Origin of the sequence: Providencia rettgeri (genome assembly GCF_013702265.1) — a bacterium.
Lineage (GTDB): Bacteria > Pseudomonadota > Gammaproteobacteria > Enterobacterales > Enterobacteriaceae > Providencia > Providencia zhijiangensis.
Genome location: NZ_CP059348.1, coordinates 610665 through 630829, shown reverse-complemented (window position 1 = coordinate 630829; position 20165 = coordinate 610665). Strand labels below are relative to the sequence as shown.

14 protein-coding genes are annotated in these 20165 nt (G+C 47.4%); all 14 read right to left on the bottom strand.

All coding sequences use genetic code 11. The features are described 5' to 3' along the window. Positions 1 to 2: 2 nt before the first annotated feature. The 14 genes from ilvB to H0913_RS18815 all read right to left on the bottom strand — a co-directional run bounded on the left by ilvB (position 3) and on the right by H0913_RS18815 (position 20113). Positions 3 to 1700 carry an acetolactate synthase large subunit gene (gene ilvB / locus H0913_RS02780; protein WP_154638710.1) on the bottom strand — a complete coding sequence of 566 codons (1698 nt, stop codon included), beginning with the start codon at positions 1698 to 1700 and terminating at the stop codon, positions 3 to 5. 104 nt (positions 1701 to 1804) lie between these two features. Beyond that, the gene (gene ivbL / locus H0913_RS02775) at positions 1805 to 1894 is read right to left on the bottom strand and encodes an ilvB operon leader peptide IvbL (protein ID WP_108479355.1); all 90 of its coding nucleotides are present in this window, start codon (positions 1892 to 1894) and stop codon (positions 1805 to 1807) included. Positions 1895 to 2703: 809 nt separating this feature from the next. Beyond that, positions 2704 to 5946: a type I restriction endonuclease subunit R gene (locus H0913_RS02770; RefSeq protein WP_049246655.1), complete on the bottom strand. Its 3243-nt coding sequence runs from the start codon at positions 5944 to 5946 to the stop codon at positions 2704 to 2706. Between the two features lie 12 nt (positions 5947 to 5958). Continuing rightward, positions 5959 to 7347, bottom strand: a complete 1389-nt coding sequence (locus tag H0913_RS02765; protein ID WP_001103168.1) for a DNA-processing protein DprA — start codon at positions 7345 to 7347, stop codon at positions 5959 to 5961. Further along, positions 7344 to 9476, bottom strand: a complete 2133-nt coding sequence (locus H0913_RS02760) for a RecQ family ATP-dependent DNA helicase (RefSeq protein ID WP_049246657.1) — start codon at positions 9474 to 9476, stop codon at positions 7344 to 7346. Before H0913_RS02760 ends, H0913_RS02765 begins: the two co-directional genes overlap by 4 nt. A gap of 14 nt (positions 9477 to 9490) precedes the next feature. Next, positions 9491 to 10645 (bottom strand): restriction endonuclease subunit S, encoded by a 1155-nt coding sequence (locus H0913_RS02755; protein WP_049246659.1) that lies wholly within the window; start codon positions 10643 to 10645, stop codon positions 9491 to 9493. After that, positions 10642 to 12783: an N-6 DNA methylase gene (locus H0913_RS02750; RefSeq protein ID WP_034613856.1), complete on the bottom strand. Its 2142-nt coding sequence runs from the start codon at positions 12781 to 12783 to the stop codon at positions 10642 to 10644. The genes H0913_RS02755 and H0913_RS02750 overlap by 4 nt, the downstream gene beginning before the upstream one ends. 12 nt (positions 12784 to 12795) lie before the next feature. After that, positions 12796 to 13020 carry a helix-turn-helix domain-containing protein gene (locus H0913_RS02745; protein ID WP_001283160.1) on the bottom strand — a complete coding sequence of 75 codons (225 nt, stop codon included), beginning with the start codon at positions 13018 to 13020 and terminating at the stop codon, positions 12796 to 12798. Positions 13021 to 13117: 97 nt separating this feature from the next. Next, positions 13118 to 13669 carry a DNA-binding protein gene (locus H0913_RS02740; protein WP_049246660.1) on the bottom strand — a complete coding sequence of 184 codons (552 nt, stop codon included), beginning with the start codon at positions 13667 to 13669 and terminating at the stop codon, positions 13118 to 13120. Continuing rightward, on the bottom strand, positions 13669 to 14811 hold the full coding sequence (locus tag H0913_RS02735) for a helix-turn-helix domain-containing protein (protein ID WP_001172094.1): 1143 nt from the start codon (positions 14809 to 14811) through the stop codon (positions 13669 to 13671). The genes H0913_RS02740 and H0913_RS02735 overlap by 1 nt, the downstream gene beginning before the upstream one ends. Before the next feature lie 60 nt (positions 14812 to 14871). Continuing rightward, positions 14872 to 15348 (bottom strand): hypothetical protein, encoded by a 477-nt coding sequence (locus H0913_RS02730; protein WP_000240784.1) that lies wholly within the window; start codon positions 15346 to 15348, stop codon positions 14872 to 14874. Next, positions 15341 to 17350, bottom strand: a complete 2010-nt coding sequence (locus H0913_RS02725; RefSeq protein ID WP_001279565.1) for a hypothetical protein — start codon at positions 17348 to 17350, stop codon at positions 15341 to 15343. Before H0913_RS02725 ends, H0913_RS02730 begins: the two co-directional genes overlap by 8 nt. After that, complete coding sequence (locus H0913_RS02720) at positions 17343 to 18941, bottom strand: tyrosine-type recombinase/integrase (protein ID WP_049246663.1); 1599 nt, start codon at positions 18939 to 18941, stop codon at positions 17343 to 17345. The genes H0913_RS02725 and H0913_RS02720 overlap by 8 nt, the downstream gene beginning before the upstream one ends. Next, a complete protein-coding gene (locus H0913_RS18815; RefSeq protein WP_034613846.1) occupies positions 18938 to 20113 on the bottom strand; it encodes a tyrosine-type recombinase/integrase in 1176 nt (391 codons plus the stop codon). The genes H0913_RS02720 and H0913_RS18815 overlap by 4 nt, the downstream gene beginning before the upstream one ends. Positions 20114 to 20165 lie beyond the last annotated feature (52 nt).

The following is a 20165-nucleotide window of genomic DNA, read 5'->3' as shown; positions in this document are numbered from 1 at the left end:
AATTACGCTCCGATCATATCAATATTAGCGGCACCAGGAGGAACCATTGGATATACCTTCTGATTTACATCAATCAAGGCATGAATTAAGCAAGGTCCTTTAGTGTTCATAATCGCTTCCAGCGCCATTTCAGGGTCAGCTTCATTATTTAAATCACACGTTTGGAAACCAAACCCAGAGGCAATTTTAATAAAGTCGGTCTGATAAGGATAAGCCGCAGCAAAGATACGATTCTCAAAAAATAAATCTTGCTGCTGATGCACCATGCCAAGCGCTTGGTTGTTCATTAAAATGATTTTAATGTTTAATTGATGCTCCGCCGCTGTTGCCAGTTCCTGAATATTCATCATTAAGCTGCCATCACCTGAAAAACAAACGATGGTTTTATCGGGGTGAGCCAATGCAGCGCCAATCGCTGCCGGTAAACCAAAGCCCATGGTGCCCAAACCACCGGATGTTAACCACTGGCGAGGACGTGACAATGGATAAGCTTGCGCCGCCCACATTTGATGTTGTCCAACGTCCGTTGTAACAATCGCCTCTTCCCCTGCAGCACGTGCGGTGGCTAATACCAAACCGTAGTGATCTAATGGATCATCCGCATTCGCTAAGTTCAGCGGGTAATTATTTTTCAGATCATTAACTTGCTGAACCCACTCTTGACGATCATTGCGCTCAACTAACGGTAACAGTAATTCTAAGATTTGCCCTGCATCCGCATGGATAGCAATGTCTGGACGTTTGATTTTACTGATTTCTGCTTTATCAATATCAACGTGAATGATTTTGGCATTCGGGCAGAATTTTTCCGCTTTACCAATGGCGCGGTCATCAAAGCGAGCACCAATAACAATCAGCAAATCAGACTCTTCCATGATCATATTCGTGCTACGTGCCGCATGCATACCCAACATGCCCAAATACAGCGGATGACGCATCGGAATGGTACCCAATGCCATCAAGGTCATTGTCGTTGGTAAAGAGGCTTTTTCGGCAAAAGCGATAGCCGTCGCGGTTGAATCTGAGCTAATCACCCCGCCCCCGAAATAAAGTACTGGACGCTTCGCGCGGTTGATCATTTCCGCCGCTTGGATCACTTTTTCCATATCGAAACTTGGGGCTTTATCTTTCGGTAAAACCTCTGGCAGCGCATCTAATTCAATGGTTGCAGTCTGAACATCTTTTGGAATATCAATCCAAACAGGCCCCGGACGTCCAGATTCAGCGATACGGAATGCTTCGCAGATAACGCGAGGCAGGTCTTCAATGCTGCGTACCAAATAGTTGTGTTTCGTAATTGGAATTGAAATACCGTAAGTATCCACTTCCTGAAACGCATCGGTACCAATCATCGAAGATGGCACCTGCGCAGTAATACATACCAGTGGAATTGAATCCAGTTTCGCATCCGCAATGGCAGTCACTAAATTAGTGGCACCGGGACCGCTCGAGGAAATACATACCGCCGCTTTGCCTGTGCTACGCGCAATTCCCTGTGCAATAAAACCCGCACCTTGCTCGTGACGCGCCAGTATGTGGCGAATTTTTTTGCTCTGCCCCAGCGCATCGTAGAATGGCAATGCAGCCCCGCCCGGGATACCAGAAACGATGGTAATACCATGTTTTTCCAATAAATGGACGATCAATTCTGCGCCTGTAAAACAGGTTTTTTGTGGTGATGTTGTGCCCGACTCGCTCATAATTTTTTATTCCTTCACTAGCCTGCGGATCCGAGTTTTAGGTCATAAAAAAACCCCGCTCGGTTTGCGCCGGCGGGGTTTCTAAATCGCGTGATTTGTTCCCGTTACGGCGCTAAGCCCACGACCACCACCACACGCACGACTACCGCGGCTAGTGGCGCGGTAAGTAGTAGGTTTGAACGGTTAGCAGTCATTTTCACGGGAGTTTCCTGTAATTTAATTCTGTCTGATTTAGCCAAAATCCATGTTTAATGAATTTCTTGTTTAGCTAAAGTCTGTCTGATTTTTCATTTTTGTGTTTGCTGCATTTAAGAAACCATAAAATCCTAACCTTCACAACCCTTTTTTTCGTTTTTCTTGGTTGTGGATTTCAAATGAGAGGCATATCACAGAATGTTGTTGAGTTGTGATAATTTGAATTGAAATTGCTTATAAAAAATTAAAGCCCTTAATACTAAGGGCTTTAATCGATGATTTTGATTTTCTAATGTAGAAATTAAAATGGTAGTTCACATAAAGCAGCAAACAAACCATTCAACCCATTGAAAATATTGGCTTTTATCATAAAGAAAGCCAAAGCTGTTAAGTTAAGCCCAATATTATCAACTTCCTGGGCAGGTACTGTGGAAGTATTAGCCGCCAAGCGTAAAGATAGAATCTTGACACTTTCAGCGACAGCACCTGATCAACTCAGGCGGCTCCAACACCCAAAATCAAAAAGGCGGGTATTGGAAGGCTGGTTGTTTCTACCGAACATTGAATCGCATTTTAGCAAGATCTCGGCGAAATAAAATCCATTTCCCGCTCTTGCCATCAACTCTATGTCAAACCTTGGTATTTACACCCGCTTTCAAGCCGTCACCGGCTAAGAGCTCATTAGACCAAGGCACCATCCGGCAGGTAACCGGCCTATTTGAGGTTTGGGATAGAGTTGCCTCAAATTACGCACAATTATGCATCATATGCGTAATTACGCAAACCATGCGTAACTCCGCGTAATTCTTCACCCATAAATGGGCGATGGCAGTTCGGGGTACGCCCGATATATGTGAAGAAACACCCTTTCAGTGATATCTGAAATCTCATTTTCTTCATATTGCTCAACGGGTAACCCTGTTCTTTCATCATAAAGAAAATCAAATATCTGCTGCTTAACCGCGTCGCGCGTCGATTCTTTCTGCTGCCAGTTTGCAACTTTCAGCCGCTCTGCCTTTAGCGTTGCCAACAACGTAGTGGCGACTTGTTTGATCTTGGCAATCTCTTTTGGCTGCAAATTCGGCTTACTAAGGAGATCAAACAATACCAAAGACTCCTCGTCCAAGCATTCCCTGATTGCGCGCTTCTCTTCATGAGAAAGCTCTTCATTCAGTTTTAACAGTGCCTCAAAGGTTTTTTCAATAACAACGCGATCCTTTTCTTGGTTATATTCCTTAACCAATTTTTCGTAGTGCTCTTGATAATCGGTACGTAACGGGTTCTGCATCATGAGCCTGGCTAGCTTCTTCTCAACCGCATGCTTGAGCGATTGCACTGTAGTATTCTTTCGCTCTGATCTAGAAAACTCCTGGCGGAGCCGTTCAAAATCGATCTTGCTGATATCGTAAATTCGATCACCATCCGGTTTCGGTTCTTTGACTTTATGGGTGGTATCGATGCTACCGTCAACAATCTCGTACAGATCCTTCATAATATCGGAGATGTCGGCTTTCTCTTTATCTGCCTGCAAACTCTTATAGAGTACGTTGATGGCATCGCGCATATCACGATAGCCATTAACGCCCGGCACGTTAATGCAGGCTTTAAACTTGTTGAACACCTCTCTGGCCATTACCTCGAAACGTTTTCGTGTTTCGTCATTTTGATTGATGATTTCCTTGGCTTGAGCAATCGCTGCATTTTTAGCAAAACCTGTTTCTGTAATAATCCGGCTTAGTTCAAAATCATGCTTTCGTAAAAACTCAGCAACAAAACTGATCGACTCGTTCAGACTTTCTAACAACTCTTCATTGGGCTTGGCGGGTTCATTTTCGCCCTCACCTCCGCCATGACCCTCGTCACCAGCACCGGCGAAGGTTGCCAATGCTTTACGCAGGTTTTTCAGTATCCCGCAGTAATCCACGATCAAACCGTTATTCTTGCCTTCCGCTACTCGGTTAGCCCTGGCGATAGCTTGCATCAAGGTATGCGCCTTCAAAGGCTTGTCCAAATAGAGGGTAGAAAGTGTGGGCACATCAAATCCGGTCAGCCACATGGCACAGACAACGGCGACTCTAAAAGGGTGTTCGCTGGATTTAAAGGCTTCTTCCATGTCCAGTCGAGAGCCATCAGCCAGTTCAAATCCTGCTTTAAGCAACTGGCGGTGAGGCTTGATATCCAGCCCCCATTTTTCAAACTTGGCGACTTCACCTTGCTCTTCACTGACCACAACCGCCATCAGCGTTTCTTTCATCCACGCCAATTGCCGCTCTCGCCAAGCTAGATCCTGCTCATCCGTAGCCGACAAAAGTGCTTTTTCTTTGGTTTTAATTTCCTGTTGCCAGTAAAAATCGATCAATTTGTGCATCCGTACACAAGTGATCTTGTCGAGGCACACAAACATCGCCTTGCCGGTTTCCCAAGCGTTGGCATAATGAGCCACAAAGTCACGTGCTATCTGATCCAGTCGGCTGGTTGCAGTGATAATGTGATAATCACGCTTCAGCTCTCGCTCCAACCTTTGCTGAACGTCTACATCCTCAATTTCCAACTCATCCAGCTTTTCCGCTATGCGCTCATTGATGCCTTTGGGGTCCGCAACCGTATGCTCGTTGCCATCTTCATCGGTAAATACCAATTCTTCACCACGGGCATCGTAGTACAAGGGCACTGTCGCTTTATCCTCGACAGCCCGCTGAAAGTCATAGGTAGAGATGTAATCACCAAAAACCTTCTTGGTTATCTCATCATCTTTAAATAATGGAGTTCCGGTGAAGCCGATAAAACTGGCATTGGGCAAGGCGTTGCGCATGTTTAACGACAACGTGCCATATTGCGTGCGGTGAGCTTCGTCGGTGATGACGATAATGTCGTCGCGCTCGGAATAAGGCTTTTTAGGGTCGACTTTTTCGTTAAATTTTTGAATCAAGGTAAATACAAACGCCTTTTGCTGGCCGATCAGCTCTTTCAGGTCTTTACCACTATCGGCGCGGCACGGGTCTTTATCGTTGTCGACCAAGCCACAGCCTGCAAAGGTTTTATAAATCTGTGTATCGAGATCTTCTCGGTCAGTCAGCACCACAAAGGTATAGTTCCCACCCAGTTTTCGATGCACCATCTGAGCGAAAAAGACAATCGAATAGGACTTTCCAGAGCCCTGGGTATGCCAGAAAACTCCCAACTTACCCATCCGCTCGCCACGATTAATCACGGCATCAATGGCACGGCTGACACCAAGATATTGGTGATTGCGGGCAATAATCTTTACCAGGCGGCCCGAGCTCTGGTCAAACAGAGTGAAGTTCTCAAAAATGTTCATGAGATTGGCTTTGGAGCAGGTACCTTTCAACAAGGTTTCCATATCCACCACACCAGGCTCACTTTCATTCAAACGCTTCCAGTCATTGAAATGCTCAAATTTACTGGAAACGGAGCCAATCTTGGCGTCAATACCATTGCCCAAGATAATAAAGGCGTTGTGATAAAACAGGTGCGGGACGGTGTCTTTGTAGTCCGCAAGATTTTGCTCATAGGCAGCACGGATATCCTTGTGAACGTTTTTCACCTCCATAAACAGCAGCGGAATACCATTCACAAAGCCCACAAGGTCTGCTCTGCGACGATAAATATCGCCTTTGATCCAAAACTCTCTGACCAGCAAGAAGTGATTGTTTTCGTAGTTGTCAAAATCAAACAGGCGAAGCCGTTTCTTTACCCGTTCACCTTTTTCGTTATGGAAGCTCACCTCTACGCCATTCTTATGAAGGGAGTATTTCTCCTTATTTACAGCAACAATATTGGTGGATGCTGGCATCTCACAAACCACGCGCAGCGCCTCTTGGTAGGCGACATCCGGCAAGCCAGGGTTGAGCTCTATCAGTTTCTCGCCCAAATAGCGGGTTAACACCACCTCTTGCTCTGAAAGCCGACCTAAATCACCCTCCTTGCCCAGCTTTTCATACATACCCAGGACAGATTCATCCCACTGCAACTGATTCAGCAAGTAGTCTGCAGTGACTTCCTGAACCAGGGTTTCTTCTGTCATGGCCATGAGCAAATCCTTCTATTTCTTGTTCTTGACTTGAAAACGTGCAGGGCGATTGAGCTTTTTCACCACCCCGTCATCAACAGCACGTTTCAGCCACTCAGTTAACTGAGACTTATGAAGCTGTGTGCTTTCAATCAGCGCATCAACGGTTACTGGCTTTTCAGCCAAGTGTTGAAGTTCGGAGATAAACATCTGATAGAAATCGACAGGGCCTGATGGGGCAGCTTCGCTTTCGGCAGTCTGCTCTGGAATAGCCTGAATCTTTGTCTGGCTTTCGCTAACGACTATCTCGCGCTCTGACTCTATAACTTCTTCAGGCCCAGAATCTGGCTCAGGATTAGATTCAGGCTCAAAAAACAATTCGGGCTGTGCAGGCATGGAAAAGAGATCGCCCATTTGTTCCTTCACCTGATTCACACGCCCACCTTCATTGCACATTAATTCCGCAATCTTGAAGGCTTGAGTATTATCAGCCTCCAGCCAACGGCCACCTTTGGTGACCAAATCGGCATTGGCGGCATCCTTGTCCGTCGTGTGTTTAACCCACAGCGGCACCCATCCCTTTTTCAGATTTTCTTCTGCTCCGTTGAGCGTGCCACCTTTTTTACCGGAGTGAATCACCAGAGAGCTGTCTGCCAGACAGTAGATATATTTATTACGAGCCATGGCATTACCCGCACTAAACCCCGCCTCGGGGTAGAAAGGCGATACCAGCACTGCATGGCCATTCATCAGACCTTTACGCCACTTACTGCTGGTCGCTGCTTTTAGCAGGCTATCGGCCATCACGCCGATCACCACACCGCCTTGTTTCATAGCCCCCAGCATTGCCGTTTCATCGACACCCCGAGCACCACCAGAGACAATGGCAATACCCTCTGCCGCTGCTTTAGCCCCCACTTGGTCGGTAAAAGCCAAATCAGACTCACTGGCATTGCGCGAGCCAATAACCGCCAAGCCACCGGCACTCAACAAGGCTTTGTTACCACAACCAAACAGCACTGGCGGGGAATCTGTTTTTAGCTGCTGCTTTAAACGCCTTGGATATTCCGGGTCGGAACGGGTGACCACCCACAGGCCTGCCCGTTGCCATTTTTCCATGGCCAGTGCGAGGCTATGACCACGGCTCAGCAATTCAATGATGCGCTCCGCACTGATACGCGCATCGTGCCAGCCTTGCAGCAAAGCTTTCGGGTCGGAAACCAACAGATCAGCTGGTGTGGTGGACTTTTCTTTTAACCACAAGGCAAAGCGACCCCATTCGGCATTGGTCAGCGGCTTTGCGCTTTCGCTACTGGCTTTTGAGAAATAGCTGGTCAACAGCAAGGTCGCTTGCGCCGTGGGTGACAAAGAGCCGTTAGCTGGTAAAGAGCCATCAGCTGATGAAAAGCGGGATACATTCATGAGTCTTTCACCGAAGATGAAGCCAGCGCGATGGGGTAAACCACGCCGCTGCCTGCTTGCTGGAGGAGTGCCGCGACGACCGTTAGCGTCCAGCCGGAGTCCACTATGTCATCCACTAACAAAACCGGTTGCCCCTGATAAAGCTGAGTCACAGCAAATGCACCATCCAGATTGCGACATTGGTGGAAGCGATTCTGCTGGCCTTTTTGCGGCTGATTGTCTTTGACTTTGCTAACTGCATTCACAAACGGCAGCCCCAAGCGTGCAGCCAGCCGGCGAGCAAAATCCGGTACCAGTTCAGGATGATTACGCGACGGCACGCAACATACCCATTGAGGTGCGGGGTTAGGCTGCCAACGCTGCTGAATCATTTCTGCCATGGCTTCAACCAACTCATCACTGAAACGCCCGGCATGTTTGTTGTCGGCAACCGTCCGCCCCCAACCGGCATCGCCCCAGCGGGATAAAACACGGCCCTCTTGAGCGACTAAGTCACCGAGATTACGCGGAAATTCATATTCAACAAATGTTCTCGCTGCCTCATCATTCGAAGCTGCTATTTGCTTACGGGGCTTAATAATTTCTTCTGAGTGTCTTAAAAACTGAGTTGCTCTTATTCCAATTTCTTGATCGAAAACTTTGGTAAGCACTGGCTCCGCAATACAGTTCTCACATTTGCCACAAGTTTCCTGTGAAGGGTCATCAAGCGCATTACGTAAAGCCAACATTAAACAACCTGAAGTATTGAGATAATCATTAATCTCGCTCCACTCGCGCTCACGAATCTCTGTAATTTTACGAATATGCTCTAGATCCATTTGGTAGCGAACAGGAGCTCTAAACCAAGTCTTTCCAATCGCAATGACAGGCGATGGACTCTCAGTACGCAAATATTTCAAAACATGCTCTATACGCTTTTGCGGCAGGTTTGCTTCTTTCTCTAACTTCTCAAGTGACAATCCGTCTGCATCTTCTAATGCTGCAAGTAGACGCTGAACATCATCTTGACTTGGAAAGGCTGTTCGGCGAAAGAAAGCATGAATGTCGTTATCCTCAGTACCTGACATTAGTACGCCAATCGCATTTTCGATTCCACGACCGGCGCGACCTACTTGTTGATAGTAAGCAACTATCGAACTTGGGGCTTGGTAATGAAGCACAAAGCCTAGGTCAGGTTTGTCATACCCCATCCCTAATGCAGTAGTTGCAACAAGAACTTTGATTTTGTTTTCTAGTAACTGAGTTTCCAGAAATTGGCGGTAGAGATCTGTATCTTCTTTCCCTGCATAATTAACAAAATTAGGATGCGTTACGCCACTGTAATATGCCAGTGCAGATATCCCCTGCTGATTCAACCATTTTGCAACCAAATCGGCATCACGCTGAGTCAGTACGTAGACAATACCTGTACCCGGCAACGTGGGTATCACCTGCGCCAACCAAGCCAAACGAGATGCCTGATCCGGTAACACCATGGTCTGCAAGGAGAGACTTTCCCGAATCAACGGACCACGGTGAATTTGAATATTTCCAAGCTGAGTTTGAATATCCGCAACCACGCGGTTATTCGCCGTGGCTGTAGTGCCCAGCACCGGCGTATTGGCAGGCAACTGGCGAAGAATATTCACAATACGACGGTAGTCGGGGCGGAAGTCATGACCCCAATCGGAAATACAGTGCGCTTCATCAATCACCATCAGGGCTATGCGGTCGGCAATGGGCTGCAACACAGTTTCAATAAAGCTGTCATTAGCCAAGCGCTCAGGGGAAATCAACAAGCAGTCGATTTGATTATTCAGAATCCGCTGAGTTACCGAACGCCAATCATCAGTATTGGTTGAATTCATCGTCTCGGCGACTATGCCAAGTCGAGCAGCAGATTCAATTTGGTTACGCATCAAGGCCAGCAAAGGCGATACGATAATGGTTGGCCCCATACCACGATCGCGGAAAATTTTGGTACTGATAAAGTAAACCGAGCTTTTACCCCAACCGGTGCGCTGTACCACCAACAGTTTCTGCCGATGATTCACCAGTGCATCAATGGCCTCCCACTGTCCATCACGGAATTCGGCGGCGGGATTAGCTAGAGCGGTTTGTAATAATTGTTGGGCTTGGGCACGGTTCATGATCACTCCTTGATTTACACGGTTAGCTCGCCGCTCATAAGTTTGGGTAGTAGCAGGTCACGTGCTTGGGCTAGCTTCTCGTTATATTCTTTTAGTTTGTCTATCTGTTTGAAAATGTTTTCTACCTGAACTTCGAATTCATTCATTAATTTCGATTCAGGGCACAGAACATCGACCTTATGAACGTCATTTCGATTTAATGTGGGAACAGCCGCACCGCCGTTATAGCCTTCAAGCTTCATTGCTCTTAGCAAATATGTTGCGAATATGGGTGACGCTTTTTTGAATTCCTTCACCCACAATGTCGTATTGAGTGGCCAATAGTCTTTAGCAACATACATTACCGTTCCCAGTGAACCAGATCTTCCCGTGACGACACCAGGGCCTTTTACCTTCGCCACATTATGGAATCCATTAATACCTGTGGATGCATAGATGGGAACGCTTCCTTCTATACGTTTGGAAACAGGCAAGTCGAACCCACGCTGAAGAACCAGTAAGTTCTCTAAAGGTTCCTTTGACCACCCTTCCGGCACACCATCAGTAATCTTAACTTGCTTATGTCCGGGGAAGCGCAAGTGAACAAACCATTCCTGATACAGCAGGCGAGCGGATTCTTCCAGCAACTGAATACGGCGGCGGTTGTTTTCGATGAGGTCGTTATAAGTCCTAATCTTTTGGACGATTTTATCTTGAACATCAACAGGGGGGAGTGGTATTTCAAATCCCTCTAGCATGCCTTTTGTCAGTGCTTTTCTGGTTCCACCAGTACCAGCCCAAGAAAGCATCTTGGCCTGCATGAAGGGTGATACCATGTAGAAAGCAAGAAAATGTGGCAGAAGCTTCTTTGGATTTGTTCTTAAAATCGCAACGTGCTGATTTACCCTTGCTGGGAGTACTGCATCATGGACCAAACAGCATCGTGCAACAGAATCGCCGGTAATGTTGACAAGAACATCCTCCTTCTCAACACTAACGCCTTTCATTTTTTCTGCTGTTTTTTCATCGATATAAACTAAGCCATCCGTTGAAAATTCATTGTTATATACATTTTGGCTACGGATTAACGTTGTACCTTCAGATATATAGACAGAATCACCACCTCTTGGAGTTGAGCCGCTACCAATTTTGAGGGTTAACGCTGACAGAGGTTCGCTTTGCCAGCTCATACCCCCAACTCCTCAAAGTTACGGGCAATTTTTTCGGCTAGCTCTATGGCCTCAGAATTCAAACCTTGCAGTTCAATATGAATATCATGCAGGGTTTCTTCAAAATCGAAGTCTTCATCCACCTCTTCCGGCACCACACCCACATAGCGGCCCGGCGTCAGGCTCCAGTCAGCGGCTTCGATCGCTTTGATATCTACCAGTTTGACCAGGCCTTCCACATCACAGAGCTTGCCTTCCGGGAAGCGACTTAACAGCCAGTGGGCTTGCTTGTAGAAGTAGCGTACCTGCTTGAGTTGCTCTACGGCCAGCTTGCGGGCGTCATCGGCGGTTTTCTTTAAGTTGCTGCGACTGCGGCCATTTAACAGCGTGTTATCCCAGAGTTCGCTGTCTTTTGCATCATTGGCTTCGGCCAGTTCAATCACGCGGGTTGCCAGCTTATAAGCCAGGTCGATTTCTTTAATCAGGTTGCGGCTTTGTTCGGCCAGGTCTTTTAGGCAGGTATCTTTATCGATGAAGTCCAGCAGGCTGGCAGCATCGTTATAGTCGTATTCGTTCCACCATTTCTGCAGGTCGTTGGTCAGGATTTGAAACGCGGACCAACCGCCTTCGACCGAGCCTTTGGCATTCAGAAAATCGACATAAGGCTCAACACTCACGCCGCCCTGCTCCAGTTTGTCCATAAAGGGTTGAAAGGCTTGGCCGAATTTTCCCAACTGAGTGATAAAGTCTGGTATTGGCTCGCAGGCTAGCGCTTCAGATTGTTCACAGGAGCGAGCTTCGAAAATTGACTTGTCGATATACTGCTGCACCAGCTCAACAAAACGCTCTCCTTCGCCACGGTATAGCCAGACCACGGCAGTCAGGTTCTGTTGCTGCTCGGGGCTGAAGTCGTAAATCTTGCGGGTAACTTTGCGGTAGACGTTGCGTGCATCCAGCATTAACACCTTGTCTTTCAGGTGCGCGGGCTTGTTTTTATTCAGAAACCACAACTGGCAGGGCACGGTGCGGGTATAGAAAAAGTTACCGCGAATATCGACCATGATGTCCACATGACCGGTTTTGACCAACTGCTCGCGCACCTTAGCTTCGTCCCGCCCAGCACTGGAAGCCTGGGATGACATGACAAAACCTGCTCGGCCCGAATCGTTGAGATAGCTATAAAAGTACTGAATCCACAGGTAGTTGGCGTTACTGACTTTTTTGTTTTTATTTACGCCCGGCAAGCCAAACGGCAAGCGGCGCTTATCGCCTTTGATTTTATCGGCGTCGACTTCATCCACGTTAAAGGGCGGGTTGGCCATCACATAGTCGACAGTGCCGAACAGGCCTTCGTGGGGATCGTTGTAGTAGGTAATGGCGGCTTCACCACCTTCCACGTTGCCTTCAAGGCCGTGTACCGCCAGGTTCATTTTGGCCAGGCGTGTGGTCACGCGATTTTTTTCGTGGCCGTAAAAGGTGAGTTCATGCGGGTCTTGCGCGTGCCGCTCCATAAAGTGGGCACTTTGTACGAACATGCCCCCGGAACCGCAAGCCGGGTCAAAAATTTTGCCGTGATCTGGCTCCAACACATTCACAATCAACTGCACTAACGATACCGGCGTGAAAAATTCACCACCATCGTGCGCACCCTGATCGGCAAACTGGGTGAGGAAGTATTCATAGATACGGCCAAAGATATCACCCGTGGCTTTTTTAAGCTCTTCTGGGTTGAGCGTACGCAGCAACATACCTAATACATCATTGGGAATGTTGTTGTATTCCTGCTTCGGCAGCTGGTTACGGAGGTTGGTGTAATCGGTCTCGATGGAGTCCATGGCATGAATAATGGCTTCGGCGCGATTATCAGCATCCGTCAGAGCAATGAGGTAGTCGAACTGTGCTTCTGGCTTGAGATAGATGGCGCTCTTTTTAGAGAAATCTTCTTTTGTAAGCTCGCGGGTTTTACCGCCACGGCTGGGCAGGTTTGCGATTATCTCGTCTTTTAGCGATAAGTAGCGGCTGTAAGCATGTCGCAGGAAGATCAGCCCCATCACCGGCAAAAAGTATTCGTTACTGGCCAGCTCGGAGTTGGCGCGTAGGGTATCAGCCGATTTCCACAGGCGTTTTTCAATTGCTTCGATGTTTTCCAGTTGTGCCATGGGGCCGGATTCCTAGTTATCTTCTGATTTACTGTTTGGTGATTTCATTGCTTCGCTGACACCGGCGCGGTTGTGCTGGGCGGCGATGTATTGCTCCAGCTCGCTCTGTTTGAATCGCCAGGAGTTACCCACTTTAAAGCCCGGTAATTCGCTGCTTGCAGCCAACCGGTATATGGTCCGTTCATTCACCTTGAGGTAATCGGCCACGTCTTTGATGGTCAATATGGGGTCACTCATGACGAGGTATCTCAGCTATGTCGGAGGTGTCGAAAAAGTACAAGACTGTCAATATATAGGATCTGGGAGGGAGATCAAGTAAGAAAAGCTTTCAGGCTTATTGATCACCAAACAGGCGCTGGTAGTCGGGCTTGAAGTTGGCAGGCATGTCTGCAAAGTACTTCCAGTACTCAACCAGGCCATTGATGGTCTTCATGTCTGTATGGCCACAGTCCAGCATGATTTTGAGCAGCTCTAAGGTTGGCATGACCTGCGCATCGAAGGCTTTGGCCAAATCAGTCATATCCTGATCGTCCGTCACCACCTGTACACCCAACTCCAATGCATAGGCGACATACCAAGTATCCACCTTGGACGGACCCGGCAACTCGGTTTGCACATGATCCCACACGTATTCGAAGGTTTGCTGAATGGACTTCTTTTGTTTTTTGCCGATTTGGGGGAAGTGTTTGCGATTCTCGGCGAATTCCTCGTCATCTACCCAAGGGAACTTACTTTGCAGCTTCCTACCCGCCAGCTCTTCATTGAGTTCAGGCAGAATGTACAGGCAATACTCGTTGTCACCAAAGGGCACAAACAGTAAGGGGCGTACGGTTTTGGCCAACCTTAGGTAGGCGTTGGTATCAACGAGGATTTTCGATTGCGGCATCAGGTCAACTCTGCGTGGATACTCTGTGCATCGAGGAGTGGCATATCCAGCACAGTTTGAACATAACCCGGCCCTTTATCGTGCTCTTTCAGATATTGTCGAAGCATATCGAAGAAAGGAGTTTCGAAAGCGCCTTCTACTTTTTCGATGTAGTCGCGCGCGCTTGGCTTGCCGTATTCGTCCAGCTCATTATCACCGAACAGGGCTTCGCTGATATTTAGGAATTGCTGGTTAAATTTGGTTACCGCACCAAAGAAGGAATTACCCATTATAATTTCAGCTCTATCAAGCCGCTTTGCGTACTTGTTAACTTGCTGAAGGATAGTATTTGGGGAAATTACCTGCAGCTCTGCCATCTGCTTTAACGTATTGATCTTTGCAGCAGTCGACGGCTTTTTAACCAACACTTCGTAGGCCTGCTCCGCTAATTCATGAGGGTAAAGCAAGCTCGCGGCAAAAGCATCGGCGAAGTCTTCCGCGTCATCACCCTCAAGGCTTGGCGAAAGACAGTGCCCCAACTCATGTGCCATCCAGAACTTGAAGTCATGGGTATTGGTATCCAGATTCAGGTATACCCATGTGCTGCCCGAGTCAGGAAGGTGTATGTGTACTGCATTTTCATGACGCTGCTTTGCTCCCCACATAACTGGGACCACAACGGCCTGTAGTTCGCTGAAGCGGCGAATCAAATGCGTGAAATCCACACACTCCACCGGGCCAAGATTAATATCTTCTCTGACTTTCGCTGTTACCGTTCGAAGATAGTCATAATCACAGCTCGGCGACTTGAGTACCGGCGGCATTTCAAAGGTGTCAAACGGCAAATAGGGCACGAGGTGACGCAAAAAGCGACCAATCTCTTGCGCTTTTTCGATATGGTAATCCTTGGTTTTGGTACCGCGCATTTTGCGGAATGCCACTTTCGGGGCGTGCGGATCTTCCTTGATGACCAAATCATCAAAAGAGAGATTTAACAACTTGCCTAACTGAAGTAGCTTGTTAGGTCGGGGAAAAGACTTGTGCAAAAGCCACTGGGAAACGGCTTCTTTGGTTACGCCTAGAGCATCCGCGACGGCAGTTTGGGTTAACCCTGCCTTATCGATCGCCTGCTGTGCTTTATCTGTATTTAGTCTTTTTTGCATGCGCGAAGTATATGCCGCAGTCAAGTTTTGTCAAGTTTAAAATCTCCAGACTAGTGCCTACTAAACCCTCCCTGAAGGTGGAACTTCCTTATCAAACGGCCGGAGTATCTGCGCGGTTTCAGTGTTTGAGGGCAGCTCAGCCCCTTCTGGTGGGGCCTTATCAACGCTAGCCATCTGTATCCCTTTCTGCCGCACATGAAAGGCGATTTGCTGCCAGCGGCGCAGCCATTGCTCTTCTTTTCGCTTGTAGGCATCTAGCTCCGCTTTGAGGCGATCTACCTCTACCTGAAGCTCTTCGGCCTCTTTAGTGGCCTGCTCTTTGGTTTTCACCAATCCGCCCGACAATGCTCGCTTGGCGTTGTCATAGGCGGCCTTGATCTCAGATTTAGCTTGGAGCGACTGGCGACTAAAGCCAAAGCGCTCTTCTAGCACAGCCCAGGTGAGTTTTGATCCAAGCTCACCCAACGCCCAGCGATCCAAATCGGCAACGATTGTATTGATGTCACTGTCGGACATGCGTCTGAAGCGCTTAACCATGCTCTACCTCGTGTAAATATTGTTCGGGATCAAAGTGCTCCACCCCGTTGTCGGCCAGTTGGGCAGCCAGTGTTTTCAGTTTTTTATCGTTGTGTGCCAGCCAGTCAGCACTCTTTTTTGGCTTAGTGCTATCCAACTGCTGTTCAGCTTTTTTTCGGGCTAGAGCAGTAAGCGCATATTGGCGTTTTTGCTCGTCCAGACGCCCCTTATCATCCTTAGCCCACACGTAGTCTTTACAGTCCGCCGAACACTGCAAATGGCGCTCGCAGGGGGTTTGAGAGAAATTGTGGATGCAGATACCTGTACCGACATCATGTACGGCCTGAATTCGTGCTTTCAGAATGGCATCCTGTACTTCTACCGGAACCACTTTGATTTGCTCAGCTAACTGACCTCCAACCAAACCTTTTTTGATGTCTTCACGGAGCATCAGTGCTCGTTTTTCACGGGATGTATGCTGATAGGCTTTGGTGTCTCTTGGGTTCGTTCGACCAAACCATTCAGTTTGCAGCAGGTCACTTAACCCGCCCTCATCAAGCAGAGTATTGAGCGTATGGCGGAAGTGATGACTGGTGAAGTCCACCTCGATACTGCTGGAGGCGTATTCGGCGGCGAGCGCAGGGAAATAGCGGAGAAATGTAGTAAACATGGACTGGCTACAACTTGTGGCCAGCCAATGAGCGTAGCTTCCGCTGGAAAGTCCAAGAGAACGAATGAATAAAAGATCTTTTAGGTAGTATTCTTTACCAAATTGGTCCGTATGAAGAGCCGATAAATATGCTCCCGAGAAATCACGGAAACAGTATTCAACCAATCCACTTTTGTAAGTGTAAAAAATGGGATTTGCAGGCTTAATTCCCTGCTTGGTTAATGCGCTATGATCTGGCCACGCGAGGTTTTGCTTCCTGAGCCAGCCAGTTGTGCCCAAAACAGTATGACTGATCCCCAATTCAGTTAAATCAGCCGCGTAGAGCTTTTTATCTTCAGGTATGCCATCCAGAAACCTTAGATCAGGCTCACCAACTTTGTGAATTTCTTCCGCTGTTAAACGCGCTTCAAATGTAATTTCCGCTAACTCAACGAGCACATCACCAACGATGGGGGTCACTTCTGACGGCAAGTAAAGTCTACGCTTAGGTGTGAAAACGTCACCACGACTTGCCTTCCGCGGAAAGTATTCGATATAGGCAATCCCCTCTTCATCAGAAGACAATTGCTGATTTGGTAATAGTGAAATCTCACTGAATCGCCTTCCTGTGCAAGCAAGTAGCGTCAACATCAGAATATAGAAGCGATACTTATGCTCTTTGGGAACGTTTAAGTAGAGTTCGCCAATGACTCGAAACACAGCGGGATCGACAAGTTTGTCCGACTTCGTATCCAGAGCCTCTGGATCATCCAACCTTTTGTGATTTATCCCTCCCGTGCTCGCGGGACGCTTCATTTTGGCGTATTTGTACTGAAATAAAACCCGACATAGACCATTCGAATCACAATGCGCTGCGAACTCTGCAACATGCTTGTGAAGGTTATAGGCAGTGGTTTCACTGTAGTGTTTTGAAATTAAACCAGACGCATTATCCAGAGCCTCTGGCGTAAGCCCAACTAATTCCTGCCCTAACTGTTTAGCTGCAAATGAGACATATCCAATAGCGGTAATGAAACTGCGCTGATTCGGTGCTGATTGATATTTTCTGTGGAACCTGAGAACAAACAATGCTTTGGCAACCAGCTCCCAGCAACCGTCTAGTGGCGCTGAACCCAGCTTCGGAGATAGCAAAAAACCAAAAGAGGCTGATTTCGTATTTTTACCAGTTAACTTGACTAGGCGACCTGCATCGACTTGCCACTCGGGGTCCTCCCAAACAACCGACTCAAACCCTTCCAGCTTCATTAGCTTTGCTTTGCTGACTAAAGAGTTGAGATTTTCATTCCTGTCACGCTCAAGACGATCAACGAAAGGGACGACCTTGGCCTTGCGATTAGAGCGACCATCAGACATGATGCCCCCCTTCCTCACAGAGTTTGGCTACTTGTGCGACCGCTGCGATTACCTCATCGAGCTGCATGCCCAATCGCGCATTCTCGTACTTCTTCAAACGCTCTTCGCGACCGGCCAGCAGGCACTCCAAGACATGCTCATGATCAGCATGACGATATGGCTGAAACTTGGGGCACAAATAACATGAGTAGGGGGGATTAAGGTGGCAGACGCTAGATTCACCACACACGCCAATATCAGCTTGATCAGCAGGATTCTGATCATCTACAAACGTTAGATGCTTGTCATCTCGCTCACCATTGACAGCATCTTCATCACTATCGATTAGCCTGCCTTTGAAAAAATTGAGGTACTTCGAGAAACCTTTCGCGGTTGCTTTGTCTAGGTGTTCAACTATTTTTCCAGCCATCTCAAAATAGACATTCACGTGCTGGGTATCTGTATGGTCCAGTATTCTGGCCAGCTCACGCTTACTGATTCCCTCAGCAGCCAGCCCAGTTGCCAAGGTATATCGCAGCCGCCTTGGCGTGACATGCAATAATTCGCCAGTAAGCGGCGAGATAATGTTGTGACGTTTTATAAAAGCTTTCACAAGGTTCGCTATCCCAGTGGACAGCATGTTATAAGCCTCATCCCAACGCTTTGAATCAATCGCATAAGCATTTTTTCTGGGGTTTATAAATAGAGGTCTGGTGACTTCTACTGCCTTTCCATCTACCTCAATTAGAAGCTTCCTATGCCTGGACGCATCTATAAGCTCCAAAACGTGCTTTGCGATCTCAGGCTCTAAATACTCATCGATCATGTCATCCCTTGGAGCCAACTGCCTTTTCTTTATTCTTGGCATTTTCAAGACATAACACGGTGGCGATGAACCCGGTGTCAGGTCAACTAAATCAGTTTCTTTTAAAAATGTTAAATTCGCGGGGTTTCGGCCAAAAGCTATAGATAGAGCCACAGCTGTTTTTTGCTGCAAATGCTCGTAGACTTTACTTTGATCCTGCTTAAGCGCATTGATTATAGGCTGAAGCTCCAGCGTCCTATGCAACGGCCCACATTCTGGATCTTCCTGACGAACCGCCTCACCCTTAGGGTTGCCTGGAATTTCTAGAGAATCGAGCTCTTGTGCATAGGCTATCGAGAACCCGAGCTCCGAATAGTTTTCAGAGCACCAGATGTACCACTGAATTGGCCGGTACAACGCCCACAGCCTGTGCTTATTTCGCGCCTGACTGATTGCCTCTTCCATTACAGCAATCAGACGTTCTTGAAATTCATCAGCGGAAATGTCGGGCAACAAGGAGTGCTTTTTTTGGCGAGAGACTATTGCAGCGGATATATCACTCCAGTACTGGCACCCTGCATGAGTTGACACCCTTGATGCCTGATCAATAATACAGCGCTTAATCGAAGTTTTAAGCGTGTCGTTTTCAACTCGAGAAAAATCAAGCCTGCTATGCCGATACAGAAGAGGAAATGTCCATCTATCACCAGTAATCTCAACTTTTACACCCTCTCGAGTAAAAAATTGAGAGGGTAACTCTAGCGCAGAGTCAGAAATCTGGGGCGCTTTATGCAAGAGCAAATTCATTTATTGAACCCTGTAATCAATTTCTTTTGATAGTCAGAAAGTGCCCGACGAGCCTGCTCTTCAACCTCTTGAGCGATATACACAGATTGGGACTCCAAACTTGAGTCTCCTCGCAACATAGCCAAGGCTTGCTTCCTTCTATCCTCTTCCATGCCTGCCGCCCTAAGTACCTGTTCCATACGGCTAGAAAAGGTATGCCTCAGAGATTTAGGTGTAAGAATCTCCGGAAGCAAACCAGAATATTCACTCCGTAGACGAGAAAAAAGTTGCGTAAGAGACGAATGAGACAGAGGGTCGCCTTCATCACTTAAGATCAAATAGTCGGTTTCACTGCTCGATTTCTGCTCCAAAATCTCCCTCCACTCAACTATGTAGCGATCCAGCATTCGCACAAAGTGATGTCCTTCTAAAGGCAATACCCTGCCATTGCGCTTGACACTGGGTCTTGGTTTTCTCTTGTCGAGCGGGTCCGGGGACCTTCTTTTAACAGTCACCGACGAGATCGAGCCAATCTGAATATCCTCTACACGCAAACTAAGCAATTCCCCAGGGCGAAGTCCGCAATTAAGCATCAGAGACACCGCCGCGAAGTTTCTAAATTTAACAGGCTCGAAATGCGCAAACGAATCTGGACTTTCAGGATTCAGACACTGGAGTAAGAACTCGGCTTCGTCATTGGTTAGAGACTTCCTCGAAATACTTCCAGCCCTTGGAGTATTTATAAAGGCTCGATCAATCCATCCCATTAGGCGCTTCCTTGCAGCCTGAAGAACCTCATATTGGGAATCACTTAGTGGTAAAGATGAAATATAAACATCGAGCTCCCATACGAAGTACTGTCGGATCGTTGCTAATCGATTATTGAATGTATGAGGCGAGACAACCTTATCTTCAGATTCCATATCTTTTCTTAGGAACTCTATCAGACCACCACTGAATTCAGCCTCTGTGAATAGTGTGCCAATTTTCAGCCTTGCTCTCAGATCGATTTGTCTGTCCTCCAGCCATCGATACAAAACAGACAACTCTCGAAGATTCCTGATTAGCGTGTTTGTACTTAAGTTTCTTCGACTCAACAGAAATTCATTTGGAGAGGGAATCGGCAAACCATCACCATCCAAAAGTATTGGCAATAAATCACCTGATCTATGACTTACAGTTACGATTCTCATTCAAGCCACATCTTTACAATTACAAAACTTAAAAACCTACAGGTTTACAAAA

What these genes read in the sequence shown, in the direction of transcription:
- H0913_RS02730 (WP_000240784.1), bottom strand. Translation starts at nt 15,348, where the DNA reads ATGGTTAAGCGCTTCAGACGCATGTCCGACAGTGACATCAATACAATC.
- H0913_RS02755 (WP_049246659.1), bottom strand. Translation starts at nt 10,645, where the DNA reads ATGAGCTGGCAAAGCGAACCTCTGTCAGCGTTAACCCTCAAAATTGGT.
- H0913_RS02765 (WP_001103168.1), bottom strand. Translation starts at nt 7,347, where the DNA reads ATGAATGTATCCCGCTTTTCATCAGCTGATGGCTCTTTACCAGCTAAC.
- ilvB (WP_154638710.1), bottom strand. Translation starts at nt 1,700, where the DNA reads ATGAGCGAGTCGGGCACAACATCACCACAAAAAACCTGTTTTACAGGC.
- ivbL (WP_108479355.1), bottom strand. Translation starts at nt 1,894, where the DNA reads ATGACTGCTAACCGTTCAAACCTACTACTTACCGCGCCACTAGCCGCG.
- H0913_RS02760 (WP_049246657.1), bottom strand. Translation starts at nt 9,476, where the DNA reads ATGAACCGTGCCCAAGCCCAACAATTATTACAAACCGCTCTAGCTAAT.
- H0913_RS02750 (WP_034613856.1), bottom strand. Translation starts at nt 12,783, where the DNA reads ATGGCACAACTGGAAAACATCGAAGCAATTGAAAAACGCCTGTGGAAA.
- H0913_RS18815 (WP_034613846.1), bottom strand. Translation starts at nt 20,113, where the DNA reads ATGAGAATCGTAACTGTAAGTCATAGATCAGGTGATTTATTGCCAATA.
- H0913_RS02720 (WP_049246663.1), bottom strand. Translation starts at nt 18,941, where the DNA reads ATGAATTTGCTCTTGCATAAAGCGCCCCAGATTTCTGACTCTGCGCTA.
- H0913_RS02745 (WP_001283160.1), bottom strand. Translation starts at nt 13,020, where the DNA reads ATGAGTGACCCCATATTGACCATCAAAGACGTGGCCGATTACCTCAAG.
- H0913_RS02740 (WP_049246660.1), bottom strand. Translation starts at nt 13,669, where the DNA reads ATGCCGCAATCGAAAATCCTCGTTGATACCAACGCCTACCTAAGGTTG.
- H0913_RS02770 (WP_049246655.1), bottom strand. Translation starts at nt 5,946, where the DNA reads ATGGCCATGACAGAAGAAACCCTGGTTCAGGAAGTCACTGCAGACTAC.
- H0913_RS02735 (WP_001172094.1), bottom strand. Translation starts at nt 14,811, where the DNA reads ATGCAAAAAAGACTAAATACAGATAAAGCACAGCAGGCGATCGATAAG.
- H0913_RS02725 (WP_001279565.1), bottom strand. Translation starts at nt 17,350, where the DNA reads ATGTCTGATGGTCGCTCTAATCGCAAGGCCAAGGTCGTCCCTTTCGTT.